At 63.0% G+C, this 17,218-nt stretch carries 13 protein-coding genes; 5 read left to right on the forward strand and 8 right to left on the reverse strand.

Going from position 1 to position 17,218, the window contains the following annotated elements; genetic code table 11:
• Window positions 1-57: 57 nt before the first annotated feature.
• Both EV700_RS05570 and EV700_RS05575 read right to left on the reverse strand, forming a co-directional pair.
• Window positions 58-2,037, reverse strand: coding sequence for a PhoX family protein (locus EV700_RS05570; RefSeq protein WP_130411610.1), 1,980 nt, complete (start codon window positions 2,035-2,037; stop codon window positions 58-60).
• A 101-nt stretch (window positions 2,038-2,138) separates the two neighbouring features.
• On the reverse strand, window positions 2,139-2,624 hold the full coding sequence (locus tag EV700_RS05575) for a universal stress protein (protein ID WP_130411612.1): 486 nt from the start codon (window positions 2,622-2,624) through the stop codon (window positions 2,139-2,141).
• 251 nt (window positions 2,625-2,875) lie between these two features.
• Here EV700_RS05575 and EV700_RS05580 point away from each other — a divergent pair, with 251 nt between their 5' ends.
• Both EV700_RS05580 and EV700_RS05585 read left to right on the forward strand, forming a co-directional pair.
• Window positions 2,876-3,883, forward strand: a complete 1,008-nt coding sequence (locus tag EV700_RS05580; RefSeq protein ID WP_165391347.1) for an AraC family transcriptional regulator — start codon at window positions 2,876-2,878, stop codon at window positions 3,881-3,883.
• A gap of 14 nt (window positions 3,884-3,897) precedes the next feature.
• Window positions 3,898-4,479: a chalcone isomerase family protein gene (locus EV700_RS05585; RefSeq protein ID WP_130411617.1), complete on the forward strand. Its 582-nt coding sequence runs from the start codon at window positions 3,898-3,900 to the stop codon at window positions 4,477-4,479.
• A 14-nt stretch (window positions 4,480-4,493) separates the two neighbouring features.
• Here the strand turns inward: EV700_RS05585 and EV700_RS05590 are convergent, their stop codons facing one another.
• From EV700_RS05590 to EV700_RS05615, 6 genes are all read right to left on the reverse strand, one after another.
• Window positions 4,494-6,251: a DEAD/DEAH box helicase gene (locus EV700_RS05590; RefSeq protein WP_130411619.1), complete on the reverse strand. Its 1,758-nt coding sequence runs from the start codon at window positions 6,249-6,251 to the stop codon at window positions 4,494-4,496.
• Between the two features lie 441 nt (window positions 6,252-6,692).
• Window positions 6,693-8,120 carry an HlyD family type I secretion periplasmic adaptor subunit gene (locus EV700_RS05595; RefSeq protein WP_130411621.1) on the reverse strand — a complete coding sequence of 476 codons (1,428 nt, stop codon included), beginning with the start codon at window positions 8,118-8,120 and terminating at the stop codon, window positions 6,693-6,695.
• Between the two features lie 6 nt (window positions 8,121-8,126).
• Entirely contained in the window at window positions 8,127-10,295 is a 2,169-nt protein-coding gene (locus tag EV700_RS05600; protein WP_130411623.1) for a type I secretion system permease/ATPase, read from the reverse strand.
• A gap of 130 nt (window positions 10,296-10,425) precedes the next feature.
• Window positions 10,426-11,118, reverse strand: coding sequence for a cytochrome b/b6 domain-containing protein (locus EV700_RS05605; protein ID WP_130411625.1), 693 nt, complete (start codon window positions 11,116-11,118; stop codon window positions 10,426-10,428).
• A gap of 15 nt (window positions 11,119-11,133) precedes the next feature.
• A complete protein-coding gene (locus tag EV700_RS05610; RefSeq protein ID WP_207224592.1) occupies window positions 11,134-11,601 on the reverse strand; it encodes a diheme cytochrome c in 468 nt (155 codons plus the stop codon).
• A 10-nt stretch (window positions 11,602-11,611) separates the two neighbouring features.
• A complete protein-coding gene (locus tag EV700_RS05615) occupies window positions 11,612-12,013 on the reverse strand; it encodes a DUF1924 domain-containing protein (RefSeq protein ID WP_130411629.1) in 402 nt (133 codons plus the stop codon).
• Window positions 12,014-12,200: 187 nt separating this feature from the next.
• Here EV700_RS05615 and EV700_RS05620 point away from each other — a divergent pair, with 187 nt between their 5' ends.
• The 3 genes from EV700_RS05620 (at window position 12,201) to EV700_RS05630 (ending at window position 17,207) form a co-directional block, all read left to right on the forward strand.
• Window positions 12,201-13,427 (forward strand): efflux RND transporter periplasmic adaptor subunit, encoded by a 1,227-nt coding sequence (locus tag EV700_RS05620; protein WP_130411631.1) that lies wholly within the window; start codon window positions 12,201-12,203, stop codon window positions 13,425-13,427.
• 15 nt (window positions 13,428-13,442) lie between these two features.
• Window positions 13,443-16,610, forward strand: a complete 3,168-nt coding sequence (locus EV700_RS05625; protein ID WP_130411633.1) for an efflux RND transporter permease subunit — start codon at window positions 13,443-13,445, stop codon at window positions 16,608-16,610.
• A 153-nt stretch (window positions 16,611-16,763) separates the two neighbouring features.
• On the forward strand, window positions 16,764-17,207 hold the full coding sequence (locus tag EV700_RS05630) for a hypothetical protein (RefSeq protein WP_130411635.1): 444 nt from the start codon (window positions 16,764-16,766) through the stop codon (window positions 17,205-17,207).
• Window positions 17,208-17,218: the final 11 nt, after the last annotated feature.

Here is a 17,218-nt window from a genome sequence, read left to right on the forward strand (position 1 = left end):
CCGCCCGGGAAAAAGCAAAGCCCCCGGCAGAGCGGGGGCTTTGGCAGGGGTGATGGCTTATTTCGCCAGTTTCACCTGAGACACATCACCGGTCAGATAACCGACTGCCGCGCCGAACTTGTCCTTGTAGTTCGCCTTGATCAGCGGGTCCAGCGTCGGCTTGACGATGCCGTGGATGCCGCCCCAGTCGCCCGGATGCTGGAAGTTGCTCATGATGTAGGTCCAGCCGTTCAGTTCGTCCACGGCATGCAGGCCGGTGGATTCGCCGCCCGCCGGGATCGACATGATGCGCGACAGTTGCTTGGTGTCGATGTTGTAGGCCCACAGGAAGTTGTTGACGTGCTGGCTGCTGTCCTCGCCGATGAACAGGGTGCGCATCTTTTCAGAGAACTTCAGGTTGTCCGGGTTGCCGATCTTGTCCGGGTTGGCGGTATTGCCCAGCGCGTCGGCGGTGATGTCTTCGCCGGTCAGGATGGCCTTGGTGGCCGAGGGCATCCAGTCGCTGTTGATCGCGCCGCCCATCGTGTCGGTCAGGCCGCCTTTCAGGGTGTGCTGCAACACGGCTCCGGCCTTCAGCGCGGCGGGCAGGTCAATGCCGATGCCGGCCTGATAGCCCTTACCGCCGATCACCATCGAATCAATGCAGTTCTGCAGGGCGGAATAGGCGACCTTGTCCTTGATGTTGACGGTGGTGCCTTCCATCTTGGTGAAGCCCAGGCTGGCGCCGACATAGGCGGCGTAGCGGTGGGTTTCGAGGAAGGCGGCGGCCTTTTCCATGCCCGGCTTCAGCTTCAGCCATTCCGCTTTGCCGCTGATGAAAATCTTGGTGTAGCTCGCATCCATGGGATCGGCGGTAACACGGTCAAAGATGTCGGTGGCGAGGGTGATGTTGGCCAGCTTGTGGATTTCAGCGCTGGTGGCGGAGCCCAGCTTGATCCAGGTCAGCGGCGTCGGGGTGGCGGTGGTGTCCAGCGTGAAGCCGGCGCCGATTTTGGCGACATACAGCGTGCCGGCGGACAGGTCCTTCTCGGTGTTGGCGACAAAGCAGAACAGGCCGCCGTTGGTGGCGTCGTCACCCATCAGCACGGTGCGGTTGTCCGGCATCACTTGCACCAGCTCGTGCGAGATGCGGCCCAGGCAGTAGTGCTTCTTGATCGAGGCGGTGCCGTCGGTGTTGACGGTCACTTCCGGCAGGTGGCCGTAGTGGTAGGGGATGGCGGCGGTTTCGCTGCCATAGAGGTTCTTGCTGAAGGCCTTCAGTTGGCTATTGGCGGCGGCGGTGAAGGCGTCCGGCTCGTATTCTTCACTGGACAGGTGCGTGCCCCACGGCGACAGGCTGGCGCCGCAGGTGATCCACAGGCCGTGCACGCCGCTGGTGTCGACGTTGTGGTATTTCACCAGCTTCAGCTTGCCGGTGGCGGGGTCCTGATCCAGCGTCAGCACGGCGATCGGGGAGGGCAGCTTGCCATACATGTCAGTCACACCGTCCTGCGCCCAGGTGGTGTATTCGAACTGGACCACGGCGAAGACAGTGTTGCCCTTGACGCCGTCCACCTTGGCGCCCGGCACGGTCAGCAGCGAGGTGCCGTCCGGCGAGTCGGAGAAGAACTGGCGCTCCTTGCCCGCCACCGAGGCGTCAATGATCGGCTGGTTGTAAATATCGTAGTAGCCGCCTGCCAGGATCTGGCCGCCCTTGCCGTCGGCCACCAGGTCGCCGGTGATGAAGAAAGGCTGGTAGGCCAGCTTGACGTCAATCTTGCTGCCGTCGCTGAAATTGGCGGTCATGGTCGAGCCGATGGTGGTGGTGGCCATGGCGGCGGCGTTGGCCAGTGTCGGGGCGGGGGTGGATGTGAAACTGACGCCGGTCAGCGTGGCTGTGGAAGCGGCGGCGGGCGCCGGATCATTGCTGCTGTTGCAGGCGGCCAGGAACAGGCTGGAGCCGGAAGCGGTGGCCAGCGGCAGCACCGGGGCGCTGGCCAGCAGTTGCAGCAGGCGGCGGCGGGAAGAATGGAACGAGCTGAGTTTGGTGTCGATCATGGTCATGTACCCGGCTGAGTGGTGGACAAGGAAATGTCCACGCATCCTCGGCCCGGCAAATGACAGCTTGCTGAAAACCGGATGAAGCTTTTGTGACGCGATCAGGTGTTGGCGGTGGATTCCACGACCGGCACCATCACCACCGGCACGGTGGCGTGCTGCAGCACTCCGGCGCTGGTGCTGCCCAGCAGCAGTCGCGCCACCACGCCCTTGCGGTGCGTGCCGATCACGATCATTGCCGCTTCATGCTTGGCGGTTTCATCCAGAATGCTTTGCGCATGATTGGCCAGACCGTTCACCAGCAGGGCGGTGCACTCCACGCCGTCGTTGCGCAGGGGCAGGCTCAGCGCCTGGATCTTGTCGTGTTCTTCGCGGAATCGTTCGGCGATGCTGTCGCGGATCAGCTTGGGATCGGGAAAGTTGCCGAAACTCTCGTCCGTGACGATGTCATAGCCGGTCAGTTCCGGGCGGATGTCGGTTACGTGCAGCAGGATCAGCTTGGCGTCAAAGGCCTTGGCCAGTTTGCCGGCATGCGCCAGGATCACATCGCAGGATTCGTGCAGGTCCACGGCAACCAGAATCTTCACGGCTCACTCCTTCGTTATCAACGGTATATCTTATTAGGTTCCTCCAGCGGGGCGGCTTTGTCCAGTGAAGAGTTAATGACCTTTCCGCCCCTTGCCGGCCTCCGTTTGGCAAAGACCAGTTGACCCGCCGCGTCATGGCACTATGATGCAGGTAGCAGGAATGAATCCGCGACCGCCGCCGTTCGACAAAGCTGACGGACCGGACGTTTCCCCGAACAAGAACAATGCAATACCTCACGAGAGAAAAAATCATGCAGGGTCATATTTCCGGGACCTATGTGCGCTTGTTGTTCGAATGGCTGGATGAACAGGGGATGGAGGCCGAAAAGGTCCTGCAGCGTCCCTGCCCGGAGCTGGACGAGCGTGTACGCATTCCCTTCGACGACTGGCGCGCCATGCTGGAGCGCGTCTACCGGCTGACCAATGATCCGGTTTTCGGCTTGAAAGTCGGCAAGCGCATCACCGCCCGCCATCTGGGCGTCCTGGGTTATGTGACCTATTCCTGCAACACGCTGGGCGAGGCATTGCTGCGCCTGCAGCGCTTCGAGGATCTGGTGCATGCGGTCAACGACCTGCACGTATCCTTCGAGGGCGAACTGGTGCTGCTGCAATGGGGCGCCGAGCTGGGCGCGACCGGCCAACTGGCCGACCAGACCGCCCAGGCGGTGCTGGTCAGTTATCTGCGCCAGGTGGTGGGCGCCGACTTCAACCCGGTGTACATGAGCTTCATCAACGAGAAGCCCGCCGATATCCGTCCCTATGAAGAGTTTTTCGGCTGTCCGGTGCACTTCGAGGCTGCCTATACCACCATGGCCTTCCCGGCCATCTGGCTGACCAAACCGCTGAACAAGCCCGATCCGGTGCTGCGCGACATCCTCGACCGCCAGGCCGAGAACCTGTTGCAGCAACTGCCCGCCAATGATGAGTTCATTACCGCGCTGCGTCAGTCGATCCACGCCGCCATCCACGCCGCCACGCCGAATCTGGATGTGGTGGCGATGCGCATGTGCTGTTCGCCGCGTACGCTGCAGCGCCGTCTGGACGAGCGCGGCCTGAAATTCCAGATTTTGCTGGATGACGCCCGTTTACAATTGGCCAAACGTTATTTGAGCAAGGTTTCAACACCCTTGAGTGAAGTGGCCCTGCTCTTGGGCTATGCTGAACAGAGTGCCTTCAATCACGCCTTCAAGCGCTGGACCGGGGTGACCCCCAAGGTCTGGCGTGAAAAGAACGCTGCCTTGGGGGCCACCCCCTGGTAAGCGAGGTTTGAAGCATGCGGAAAATATCATCAGTGCTGGCCGGGGCCTGCCTGACGCTGTTCCTGGCGTCTTCTCCGGCCCTGGCCCTGGATGTCGAGGGTGTTCGCCTGCTTGATACGGTCCGGGTTTCGGGTCAGCCGATGTTCCTGAACGGGGCCGGTGTCCGCAGCAAGTTCTTCATCAAGGTCTATGTCGGGGCGCTCTACCTGTCGGAGCGCGCGTCCTCGGCGGAAGCCGTCGTCAATTCCCGCAAGGCGCGCCGCATCGAGCTGCACATGTTGCGAGACATGCAGGCGTCCGCTGTTCACGAAGCCATGATGAAGGCATTGAAGGACAATGTCAGTCCGCCGGAGCTGGCGCGGATTTCGCCGCAACTGGAGCGGTTGAAACAGGCGATGAATTCGATTGGCGGCGTGCGCGAGGGCGACGTCATCCAGTTTGATTTCCTGCCGGGGGTGGGGACGGTGGTGCGGATTGGCGGGGATGTGCGGGATACGATCGAGGGTGACGACCTGGCGCGGGACCTGCTCAAGATATGGCTGGGTCCCGAACCGGTTCAGGAGGATCTCAAGAGCGCGATGATGCGCGGCTCCTGAGTCCTCCGCGCGCCTTAGCGGCGGTCCCAGTCACCCGTCTGGCGACGGGGACGGTCCTGCCAGTTGCTGTCACGGCGCGGGGCATCGCTGCGAGGAGCGCCGAAACCGCCGCCTTCACGACGCGGCTGGGCATAGCCACCGGCGCCTTCGCGACGGCCTTCCGGACGGTTGCCGAAGCTGTCATCACGACGCGGGGCGTAGCCGCCGCGATCATCGCCGCGCGGGGCGCGGTCGGCATACGGACGGTCGCCGGACGGAGTCGAAGCGCCGCGATAGCCGCCACCTTCGCTACGGTAGCCGCCATCACGACGGAAGCCGCTGTCATCAAAACGCGGAGCGCGGTCATCGGTGCGCGGACCGCTGCGGTCGCCGCTGCGCGGGGCCGGACGGCTGTCCTTGCGATCGCGGCTCCAGCGCTCCTTGCTGCCGCCGCCGAAATCACGGCCGCCGCTGCGGTAGCCGTCGCCGGGACGGCCGCTGCGGGGCTTGGGCGCGCGTTGCGGTTCCAGGCCTTCCACTTCGCTCGGATTGACGCGGGCGGGCAGCATGCGTTCGATCTTGACCCACTTGTAGCGGTCACCGTGGTGCACCAGGTTCACGGCGATGCCGGAACGACCGGCGCGACCGGTACGGCCGATGCGGTGGATGTAGTCTTCGCTGTGACGCGGCAGTGCGTAGTTGACCACGTGGCTGATGTTCGGCACGTCAATGCCGCGAGCAGCGACGTCAGTGGCGACCAGCACCTTGATTTCGCCGCGACGCAGGCCTTGCAGCGTGCGGTTGCGATGCGACTGCTTCATGTCGCCGTGCAGGGCGCTGGCGGCATAGCCCTGTTCCACCAGGTCGTCGGCCAGTTCATCGGCTTCCAGCTTGGTGCCGGTGAAGATGATCGCCTGCTGGAGGCTTTCATCGGCCAGCAGGTGGGCCAGCAGCTTGGCCTTGTGCTGGGCGTCATCCACAAAGTGCAGGCGCTGTTCGATGCGGTCGTATTCCAGCTGCTGCTGTTCGATGCTGATGCGCACCGGATCCTTCAGCAGGTCGGAGGCCAGTTCGGCGATGCGGCCCTGCATGGTGGCGGAGAACATCAGCGTCTGGCGGGTTTCCGGGGTCTGCGCCATGATGGCGTCGATGTCTTCCGAGAAACCCATGTCCAGCATGCGGTCGGCTTCGTCAAACACCAGCATGGACAGGTTGCTGAGGTCGATGCGGCCGGAACCCATGTGGTCCAGCAGACGGCCCGGCGTCGCCACCAGGATGTCCGGCATCTTCGCCAGCATGTCCAGCTGGCGCGGATAGGGCATGCCGCCGACGATGCTGGTGCAGACGATGCGGCGCATGTACTTGGTGAAGGAGGTTGTGGCCGAGGTCACTTGCTGCGCCAGTTCGCGGGTCGGGGTCAGCACCACCAGCGTCGGGCGGGCGGGTTCAGGACGCGGACGGCGGCCGTTGGTGCGCTCCGGGCGGCCGGAAGTGCGGGCCGGGGCGGGCATTTCGGAAATCTTTTGCAGCGCGGGCAGCATGAAGGCGGCCGTCTTGCCGGAGCCGGTCTGGCTGGAGACCAGCAGGTCGCGGCCTTGCAGCGCCACCGGGATGGCTTGCGCCTGCACCGGGGTCGGGGTATGGATTTTCAGGTCCGCCAGCGCGCGGCCCAGGGCTTCATGCAGGCCCAGATTGATGAAAGCGGAAACATCGACAGGAGCCGAATCGGCAGCATTCGAATCAATAGCAATAGAAACAGACAGGTCGGAACCGGTTTGGTCAACAGTGGTCATTAAATTCACTTTTTCAGAGAGAGCCCGTCAAGGGCATCAAGCCGGCGCAAGGGCACGGCAACTATGCGGCATCGGCGCCAATCGGACCTGACCACGGCGGCAGTCGATGCTGGCACAGGGGTCTCTGGAGGTAGCCGGGAAAGGAGGGTTGCAGGTTTTTGTCTGCATTGACCCGGCAATGATCGGTGGCGAGGCTTCAGGCGTTACAGTTGGTAACGCGGGGCGGATTCTAGCAGAAGCTTTCCCCGGAAGGGGAACTATTTTTGGCTAAATTGTGAGCTTTTCAGGGGCGGGAGGCGGAAATGATCGAATTAGCGGCATTGTTGCTGGTATTGGCGCCGGTAGCGCTGGCGGTGATGAATACCCGGCGCAACCGGCGCCGCGAGGCGGAGGAGCAGGGCCGGGAGCCTCCCGCCTGAGTCAGGACGGGAGGCATCGGGGTCAGCGTTCGCGCAGGCTGTCGTGGCGCACCTGCAGCAGCGGGTTGAGGAAAAATTCGATCAGGCGGCGCTGACCGGTCTTCACTTCCACGGTCACGGCCATGCCGGGCGTCAGGTTCACCGTGCGTCCGTCAATATTCATGCTGCGCTTGGCCATGCGGACGCGGGCGGAATAGATCAGGCCTTTCTTGTCGTCATTGATGGCGTCGCTGGAGACGCTGGTGACGGTGCCGTGGATCAGGCCGTATTTGGTGTAGGAGAAGGTCTGGATCTTGATTTCGGCATTCTGGCCTTCGCGGATGAAGCCGATGTCCTGGTTATCGACCATCGCCTCCACCTCCAGGGCATCCTCGTCCGGCACCACCGCCATCAGCGCCTGGGCCTCCGTCACCACGCCGCCGACGGTGTGCACCGCCAGTTGCTGCACCGTGCCATCCACCGGCGCGGTCAGCTTCATCAGGCTGTTGCGGGAGTCGGCCTTGACCAGTTCCTGCTCCAGGCCGGATATCTTGCGGGTGGCCTCGTCCAGGCTGTCGAGATGGGCGCGGCGGGTTTCGGCCATCAGGGCGGTCTTCTGTTCCCGGGCGGCCACCAGCGAGGCTTCAATTTCCTTGAGCTTGCTGCGGTTGGAGGCCAGATCGCCCTCCATGTCCAGGCGCGCCTGTTCGCGTTGCAGGAACAAGTCCTGCGGCACGTTGTCGGCTTCCGAAAGCTTGCGGAAGTTTTGCGCCCGCTGCTGCACGATCGGCAGGCTTTTTTCCAGTTTTCTCACCACTTCCTGGGTGGAGCGCAGCGAGGCCTGCTTTTGCAGGATGTCGGCGTCCAGCAGGCTCATCTTCGAGCGGTATTCACGGAAATGGCCTTCCAGTTGTTGCAGTGACTCCAGCCAGTCCGTTTCGCTGGTGCCCGCCGGGCGCGACATGACCGGTTTGCGGTCATCATCCACCGCTTCGATCATGGCGCGGGCAAGGGCGGCATCCAGCCGGGCCGATCCCAGTTCGTTGCGGATACGCATGCGGTCGGCTTCAACCGAGGTGCCGTCCAGCTCAATCAGGACCTGGCCAGCCTTGACGTGCATGCCGTCGTGGACATGAATGGCCTTGACCGAGGAAGGTTCGAAGGACTGGATGACCTTGGTGCGGTCGCTGGGAACAATCTTGCCTTGGGCGACGGCGACGATGTCGATCCAGCCGAAATAAGACCAGGCCAGCGCCAGGATGGCGAAGCTCATGATCAGCCACATCGCCAGCCGCGGGGCCGGGGAAACCGGTGTCTCCTGCAAGGCCAGTGCGGCGGGCAGGAATTGCGCTTCATGCGGCTGCAGTTTGCGGCCGTCGGTCGCTTCGCGATTCGCCCAGGCGTGACGGAAGACGTCGCCATAATGACGCCAGAGGTCGGCCCAGGCCTGTAGACGGATTTTCAGGGACATGGCGGCTTACCCCTGCTGCATCTGGAAGAGGTGGGCGTAGAGTCCGTCCGGGCGGGCGACCAGTTCCTGATGCGAGCCTTGCTCGATGATCTGTCCGCGCTCCATGACGACGATGCGGTTGGCCTGGCGGACTGCCGTCAGGCGGTGCGCGATGATCAGCACCGTGCGCCCCTTGCAGATGGTCTGCATGTTGTTCTGGATGATGCGTTCCGACTCGTAGTCGAGGGCGCTGGTGGCCTCGTCAAAAATCAGGATGCGCGGGTTGGTGATCAGGGCGCGGGCGATGGCGATGCGCTGGCGCTGCCCGCCGGACAGGGTGGAGCCGTGTTCGCCGACCATGGTGTCGTAGCCTTCCGGCAGCTCACTGATGAATTCGTGGGCCCCGGCCATGCGCGCGGCTTGCATTACTACCGGCAGGGGAATGCTGGGGTCGGCCAGCGCGATGTTTTCACGAATGGTGCGGTTGAACAGCACATTGTCCTGCAGCACCACGCCGATCTGACGGCGCAGCGAGGTGGCTTCCGCCATGGCGATATCGATCCCGTCGACCAGGATGCGGCCGCGCTCCGGCAGGTACAGCCGTTGCACCAGCTTGGTCAGCGTGCTTTTACCGGAACCGGAGCGGCCGACAATGCCGATCACTTCGCCCGGCCTTATCGACAGGCTGAGGTCGCGAATGACCTCGGGCGCGTCGGGGCGGTAACGAAAATGGATGTGGTCAAAGTCGATCTGCCCCTTGATCGCCGGCAGCGTGGTTTTGCTGGAGGCGATCTCGGTACGGGTGTTGAGGATGTCGCCCAGACGCTGCACCGAAATCGAGGTTTGCTGGAATTCGGTCCACAGTTGCGCCAGCCGCATGATCGGATTGGTGACCTGTCCGGACAGCATGTTGAAGGCGACCAGCTGGCCGACGGTCAGCTTGCCCTCAATGACCAGCTTGGCGCCGAAATACATGATGGCCAGGGTGACGAGCTTGCTGATCAGCGTAATGCCGCCGTTGGCGAAGCCGGACAGGGTGGTGGTGCGAAAGCCGGCATGCACGTAGGCGGCCAGCTGGTTGTCCCATTTACGGGTCCATTGCGGTTCGACGGCGGCGGCCTTGACGGTGTCGATACCGTTGATGCTTTCCACCAGGAAGGCCTGGTTTTCAGCGCCCCGGTTGAATTTTTCGTGCAGGCGGCCGCGCAGCAGGGGCGTAAACACCAGCGACAGCAGGAAATAGCATGGCAGCGACGCCAGCACCACCCAGGTCAGGACCGGGCTGTACAGGAACATCACCGCCACGAAAACGAAGGAAAAAAGCAGATCCAGCACCACGGTAATGGCGTTGCCGGTCAGGAAGCTGCGGATGTTTTCCAGCTCGCGCACCCGCGCGACCGAGTCACCGACGCGCCGGGCCTGGAAATAGGCCAGCGGCAGCGCCAGCAGGTGGCGGAACAGCCGGGCGCCCAGTTCCACGTCGATGCGGCTGGTGGTATGGGCGAAAACGTAGGTGCGCAAGGTGCTGAGCGTCACCTCGAAGACAATGACGACGAACAGGCCGACTGCCAGCACATCCAGCGTGGTAAAGCCGCGGTGCACCAGCACCTTGTCCATCACGACCTGGAAGAACAGCGGCGTCACCAGGGCGAACAGTTGCAGCACAAAGGAAACAAACAGCACTTCCAGCAACAGCTTGCGGTATTTGACCACGGCCGGGATGAACCAGCTGAAGTCGAACCGGGCCAGTTCGCCCGCCAGCGAGGCGCGGGACGTAAACAGGATCAGCTCTCCGGTCCAGCGGGCGGTCAGCGTGTTGCGGTCGATGATCTCCGGGCGTTCCACATGCGGGTCGTGGATCAGGATCTTTTCACCGTCCATCTTGGCGATGATGAAGTAGTTGCCGTCCTTGCCTTGCGCCATGGCGGGCAGCGGCGTGGTGGCCAGACGTTCAAGCTGCACGGAGACGTGCTTGCAGATGAGTCCCAGTTTTTTACCCGCCAGCAGGATTTCTTCCTTGCCGAAGGGCTGGGCGGGTTTGCGGAATTCATGAGCCAGCTGTTCGCCATCCACGGCGACCGCATGGAAGCGGGCCAGCATGATCAGGCAGGTCAGTCCGGTATCAATACGCGGGGCGCCGGGCGGGGTATCAGCCGGGGCGGCTTTGGCGGGCTCTTGGGTTTCGTTTTGCGACATTCTGTTTATTGTTCCGCTCAAGAAAAACGCCTTCCGGAGAAGGCGTGCCAAGAGTAAAGGCTACAACAGGGGGGCGCAAGCAAGTCACTGTTGGCATTTTGGTTAACGCCGGGATTGCGGGGCCTCCGGCTCAGTCATCGTCGCCATCGCTACCCCGTGCGGCCGCACCGGTGGTCTCGGCGGTTTTGGCCGCCGTCAGGCCGATAGCGGCCGGTTGTTGCCAGGCGACCAGCCAGAATCCGCCGACCACCGCCGCCAGCAGCAGGCCGGGTATGACGCGGTTGCCGGGAATGGCTTCCTCCGGTTCACCGGTCTTGCGGCCGGTGACCATGCCGCGCACCAGGTTTTCCTTGTGCTTCAGACTGGAAATCACGACACCGGCCACATGCAGGATCACCAGCGCCAGCATGCCGTTGGCGGCCAGTTCGTGGGCCTCTTCCAGCCAGTCCTGATCCTGTTGCAGATAGCCGTAGCCGGACGCGGTGACGATGATGCCCAGCAGCAGCAAGGCATAAACCGCCAGTGCGCCCAACGGGTTGTGGCCGGTATAGTGCTTTTCCGGAGCCTTGCCGATCAGCGCCTTGGCATAGTTGATGGCGGCGGAGGGCGACGGCAGGAAGCTGCGGAAACGCGCCCAGCGGGTGCCGGTGACGCCCCAGACCAGACGGAAGGCGATCAGCCCGGCGACGGTGTAGCCCAGCGTCACATGGATCAGCTGCAGCCGTTCGGATTCGGCGGTCAGCCAGGCGCCGGCGAAGCTGGCGACCAGCAGCCAGTGGAACAGTCGGGTGGGCAGGTCCCAAACCCGGATCGAAGTTTTCATGATGTCATCTCCGGTTTATTGACGCGGAATGCGTACATCGTCTTCCGAAAAGCCGCCCTGTTCAGCACCGCCGTGGCAGGCGGCGCAGTTCGAAGCGGACTTCACCCACGGCTTTTTCCAGACGCCCGCGCCGATTTCGCGGTGCTCGCGGATGAACCAGCGGGTTTCCGTGATGCGCGGCAGCTTGCCGGCCGCAGGGGTGGCGCGGGCCTGGGTGGCCCCGTTGGCGTTCAGGAACGCGTTGATTTTCTTCAGCGCCGCGTCGTCCAGGGTGGCGTCCGCCCCGAAGTGCTGGTCCAGTTTGCCGGTAATCTGCTGCCATTCCGTCCGAGACAACAGGCGTGGCGGGTAGGGGACGTGGCAGCTGCCGCATTCGGCCTGATAGGTCGGATCCTTGTGGCCGTGGTCAATGCTGTCGGCCATGACCGGCGCGGCGAGCAGGCCGAAGCCCAGGGTCAGTAACAGTGTCGTGGCGATTTTCATGGTCATGTTCCTATTTCAGTGACATCAGCCAGGTCAGGATATCGCCTTTCTCAGCGGCGGTACATTCGCGGCCAACCACATCCTTGCAATTGCGGCGGAACCATTTGGCGGTCTTGGCGGCGTCGGTGAAGCGTTCGGGATTGGCGGCCGGCGCCATCGGACGGATGACCTTGCCGGTCACGTCGTGCTTGCCGGATTGCATCGGGTTAACGGTATGACAGCTGGAGCAGCTCCAGTCGTTGCCATGGCGGGTGGTGAAGAATTGCTGGCCGCGCGCGGCGCTGAATCCGGCGAAACCGGGGTTGGCGGCTTTGGCCTCGGCGGCCAGCTGTTGAACCTGACCGGCGGCGGTATCGGCCAGCGCAGGGGTCAGCGGGGCGGCCAGAGCGAGCAATACAAGCAAGCGCTTCATGATCTTTTCCTCAATGCTTCGGGACAGTTCACACCATACGCCCCATGCATTAAGGCAGTATTAAGTCCGGACTGTTTCCCCAGTGAGAACGCAGGTTAGCATTAAAGTGTACTAGTCATAACACTTGCAAGCGGATAGGATCGAGAACTATTTGCATCAGACCCGGTCCGCACCGTCAGGAGATTCCATGCGCCCGCCCGTTCCCGCCGCCTTGCTTGCCCCCATGGCCCTTGCCGTGACCGCTGTCCTGTCCCTGACCGCCTGCCAGAAACCCGGTAACGGGCAGGGGGCGGGCGGAGGCATGCCGCCCGCCCAGGTCGGCGTGATCAAGGCCGCCCCCGCCGATGTGGCGGTGGACTATGAATATGTCGGCCAAGTGGCCGGTTCGCGCGAGGTGGAAGTCCGTGCCCGCGTCAACGGCATTGTCGAGCAGCGCCTGTTCGCCGAAGGCCAGCCGGTTAAGGCCGGTCAGCCACTCTACCGGCTGGATGCCGCCACTTACAAGGCGCAGCAGGCGGCCGCCGAGGCCGCGCTGGCGCAAGCGCAGGCCCGCGTCAAGCAGGCCGAGCGCGATGTCGCCCGACTGAAGCCTTTGGTGGAAAGCCAGTCAGCCTCGCAGCGCGATCTCGACAACGCACTGTCGGCCCAGGACATCGCCCGCGCCGATGTGAAGGCCGCCGAGGCGCGTATTGCCGAAACCCGCATCAATGTCGGTTACACCGATATCCGCGCTCCGATCAGCGGCATTGCCGGACGGGCGTTGAAGGTCGAGGGAGCCTTGGCCAGCGCGGGCGGCGACAGCCTGCTGACCACGATTGCCCAGGTTGATCCGGTCTATGTCAATTTCGGCATCGGCGAAGCGGAATACCTGCGCTTGAAGCGTGAACAGGCGGAAGGCAAGTTGCGCATTCCGGCGGGGGGCTATCAGGTGCAGTTGCTGACCTCCGACGGCGCGCCGTTGAAAAGCGCCGGCCGCATCGACTTCCAGGATTACCGCGCCGATGGCGTCACCGGCAGCTTCGCCATGCGCGCCAATGTCGCCAACGGCAACCGCGAACTGTCGCCCGGCCAGTTCGTGCGCGTGCGCCTGAGCGGCGCGCTGCGTCCGCAGGCGATGACCGTACCCCAGCGCGCGGTGATGGACAGCGCCCAGGGCAAGTTTGTCTATGTGGTGTCGCCCGGCGAGAAAGGCGGCACCGTGGCGTTGCCGCGTCCGGTGCAGGTCGGGGAGTGGGTGCACCTCAGCACCGGGCCCGACCAGAACGGTTGGGTGATCCGCGACGGCCTGAAGCCGGGTGATGAAGTCATCGTCGATGGCACCGCCCGCATCTTCTTCCCCGGCGCGCCCGTTGTGGCAGCTCCGCTGGGCGCCGCGTCAGCCCCCGCGGCCGGCCAACCCGCCGCTGCTCATTAAGAAGGGAGTCACCCCATGATTGCCCGTTATTTTATCGACCGGCCCATCTTCGCCTTCGTGATCTCGATTTTCGTCACGTTGGCCGGGCTGGCCGCGATGCGCAACCTGCCCATCGCCCAGTATCCGGAAATTGCGCCGCCGGTGGTGCAGGTCACCGCCACCTATCCCGGAGCGTCCGCCGAGGTAGTGGCCGAGACGGTGGCTTCGCCGCTGGAAAACGCCATCAACGGTGTCGAGGGCATGATGTACATGTCCTCTTCCTCCGGCTCCAATGGCGCGACCACCATCAAGGTCACGTTTGAAATCGGCACCGATGTCGATCAGGCCGCGATCAACGTCAACAACCGCGTCAAGCAGGCCGAGGCACGGCTGCCGCAGGAAGTGAAACGTCTGGGCGTGACCGTTGCCAAGGGCTCTTCCTCGTTTCTGCAAGTGCTGGCGTTCTATTCGCCGGACGGACGTTTTGACGATGTCTACACGTCCAACTATGTCAGCCTGAACGTGCTGGATCGGCTGAAGCGCATCCCCGGCACCACCAACGTGCAGATTTTCGGGGCGAAGGACTATGCCATGCGTATCTGGCTGCAGCCCGACCGCATGGCGCAGCTGGGCATCACCGCCGGAGATGTCTCCCGGGCGCTGACCGAACAGAATGCCCAGTTCGCGGCGGGCAAGATCGGACAGACGCCGATTGCCGATCAGGAGATGGTCTATACCATTACCGCCAAGGGCCGCCTGAGCACCGTCGGCGAGTTTGAAAACGTGATTGTTCGCGCCAACAGGGACGGCACCACCCTGCGTCTACGGGATGTCGCCCGTGTCGAACTCGGCGCCAAGGATTACGATTTCAACGGCACCATCAACGGCAAGCCTGCCACGCTGGTGGGTATCTTCCTGCAGCCGGGCGCGAACGCCCTCAGTGTCGCCAAGGACGTCAAGTCGACGCTGGCCGATATTTCCGCAGGATTCCCGGAAGGCCTGACCTACAAGGTTCCCTACGACACCACCCGCTTTGTGGAAGTGTCGATCAAGGAAGTGCTGAAGACCCTGGGCGAGGCGATGCTGCTGGTGTTCATGGTGGTGTTCCTGTTCCTGCAGAACTGGCGCGCCACGCTGATTCCGACGCTGGCGGTGCCGGTGTCCTTGCTGGGAACCTTCGCCGGGCTGTATCTGCTGGGGTATTCGATCAACACCCTGACCCTGTTCGGCATGGTGCTGGCGATCGGTATCGTCGTGGATGACGCCATCGTGGTGCTGGAAAACATCGAGCGGATCATGCACGAAGAGGGCATGCCGGCCAAGGAAGCCGCCTTCAAGGCGATGCACGAGGTCAGCGGCCCGGTCATCGCCATTGTGCTGGTGCTGTGTGCGGTGTTCGTGCCCATCGCCTTCATGGGTGGGCTGACCGGCGAGCTCTACCGGCAGTTCGCCATTACCATCTCCATCGCCGTGGTGCTGTCGGGCATGGTGGCGCTGACGCTGACGCCGTCGCTCTGTGTGTTGATCCTCAAGAACGAGCACAAGCAGACCGCGCGCTTCTTCCTCTGGTTTAATGACTGGTTCCACCGCATCACCCACCGTTATCTGGGCGGCGTGAAATTCCTGTTGAAGCGTTCGTTCCTGAGCGTCTTCCTGTTCGGCGGCATGATCGCCATCACTGCCGGCTTGTGGAACAAGACGCCGGGCTCGCTGGTGCCGGATGAAGACCAGGGCTTCTACATCGCCGCCGTGTTCCTGCCGGACGGCGCGTCACTGGAGCGCACCGGCAAGATCGTCAACCAGGTGGTGGATATCATCAAGTCCAACCCCAACAACAAGGATGTCGTTGCCTTTACCGGTCTGGATTTCCTGGGCGGCGGCTTCAAGAACAGCGCCGCAACCCTGTTCGTGACCCAGAAAGACTGGAGCGAGCGGCAGATGCCTGTTGGCGCGCTGGTCGGCGACTTCTTCGCCAAGACCGGCGGCATCAAGGAGGCGCTGGTGCTGGCGTTCCCGCCGCCCGCTATTTTCGGTTTGGGGGCGACGGGCGGCTTCGAGGTCTATATCCAGAACAAGGGGGAGGGCGGTCCCCAGAAAATGGCGGAGGTGAAGGACGCTTTCCTGGGCGCGGCGCACCAGAATCCGCAACTGGGCATGGTCAACACCCTGTGGCGTCCCAATACCCCGCAGTTGCATGTCGATGTGGACCGGGAAAAGGCCAAGGCGCTGGGCGTGAATATCGACGAGGCGTTCAACACGCTGTCGGCGACGTTGGGCACCTATTATGTCAACGACTTCAACAAGTACGGCCGCGCCTGGCAGGTGCTGATGTCGGCGGATGCTCCTTACCGCAAACGGCCCGAGGATATCGGCAGCATTTATGTGCGCAGCAGCACGGGGGCGATGGTGCCGATGTCGGCCATCGCCAACGTCAGCTTCAGCTCCGGACCGGACAGCCTGGACCGGTATAACAACCTCCCCGCCGTCAAGCTGATGGGGTCGGGCGCGCCCGGCATCAGTTCCGGTCAGGCGCTGGCGGCGGTGGAAGCAACCATGAAAAAGGTTTTGCCGCCCGACTTCCAGTATGAGTTCACCGGGGCGTCCTATCAGGAAAAGCAGTCCGACGGCAGTTCCGCGATTGCGCTGGGGCTGGCGGTGGTCATGGTGTTCCTGATCCTGGCGGCCTTGTATGAGCGTTGGGCTTTGCCGCTGGCGGTGCTGCTGGCGGTGCCGTTCGGCATCTTCGGCGCGCTGGCGATCATCTGGGTGCGCAATCTGGTGTTCATGGCGATGGGCATTCCCGCACCGCCGCTGACCAACGACGTCTACTTCCAGATCGGCATGGTGACGCTGATCGGGCTGGCGGCGAAGAATGCGATCCTGATCGTGGAATTCGCGGTGCTGAAGATGGAAGAGGGCATGTCGGCGGCGCAGGCGTCGCTGGAAGCCGCGCGCCTGCGTCTGCGGCCGATCATCATGACCTCGCTGGCGTTCATCCTGGGTGTGCTGCCGCTGGCGCTGAGCCACGGCGCGGGCGCGGGGGCGCGGCAGTCGGTCGGCACCGGCGTCATGGGCGGCATGATGGCCGCCACCTTCCTGGCCGTGTTCTTCGTGCCCTTGTTCTTCAAGCTGATTGTGGACGGTCATATGCGAACCGACCCCAAGGAGCTGGATTCGTTCAAGGAAAAGGAGCGGAAGTACTGATGGTGAGAAAGCCCCCGCATGGGGGCTTTTTTATAGCCCATACCCTACCGTGGGAGGGTTACCCGGTCTCCGTGTGGCTTATACAGTAGGGAAAAAGCCGGGACATTATCCCTGTCGCGTGCTTGCCAATCCTTAGTGCTCCGGAGATACATCATGAAAAAGCAGCTGCAGGCGGTAATCGGTTTGGGTTTTTGGGCGCTGGCCGGCCTGTCGGCGGCCCGCGCGGATGAAGCCCCCGCGCTTCCGGAAGCCACCGACCAGTTTCTGGAATGCCTGTCCATTGCCGAAGACCAGCGCCAGTCCGATCCCGATCCGAAAATGCAGGCGCACTGGGCGCAGTACAGCGATATCTATGGCGCCAACATCTATGCCCAGACCCAGTCGATCCAGCTGATTTTCGACAACATCCAGGCCAAATTCGACAAGTGGACCAACATGCGCCGGTTCATTCCCGCCCAATCCGTCAATAATCTGGCGCTGGCCGTGCTCAACAAGTGCGACGAGAAGGCGCTCAGCGCCATGGTGCCGCTGGATCCATACCGGGATGCGCTGGATGCCTACCTGAAAGCCCGCCCGGCTGCGGCGCCCGCCCAGTAAGGCATTGCCCG

The organism is Fluviicoccus keumensis, assembly GCF_004217445.1.
Classification (GTDB): domain Bacteria; phylum Pseudomonadota; class Gammaproteobacteria; order Pseudomonadales; family Moraxellaceae; genus Fluviicoccus; species Fluviicoccus keumensis.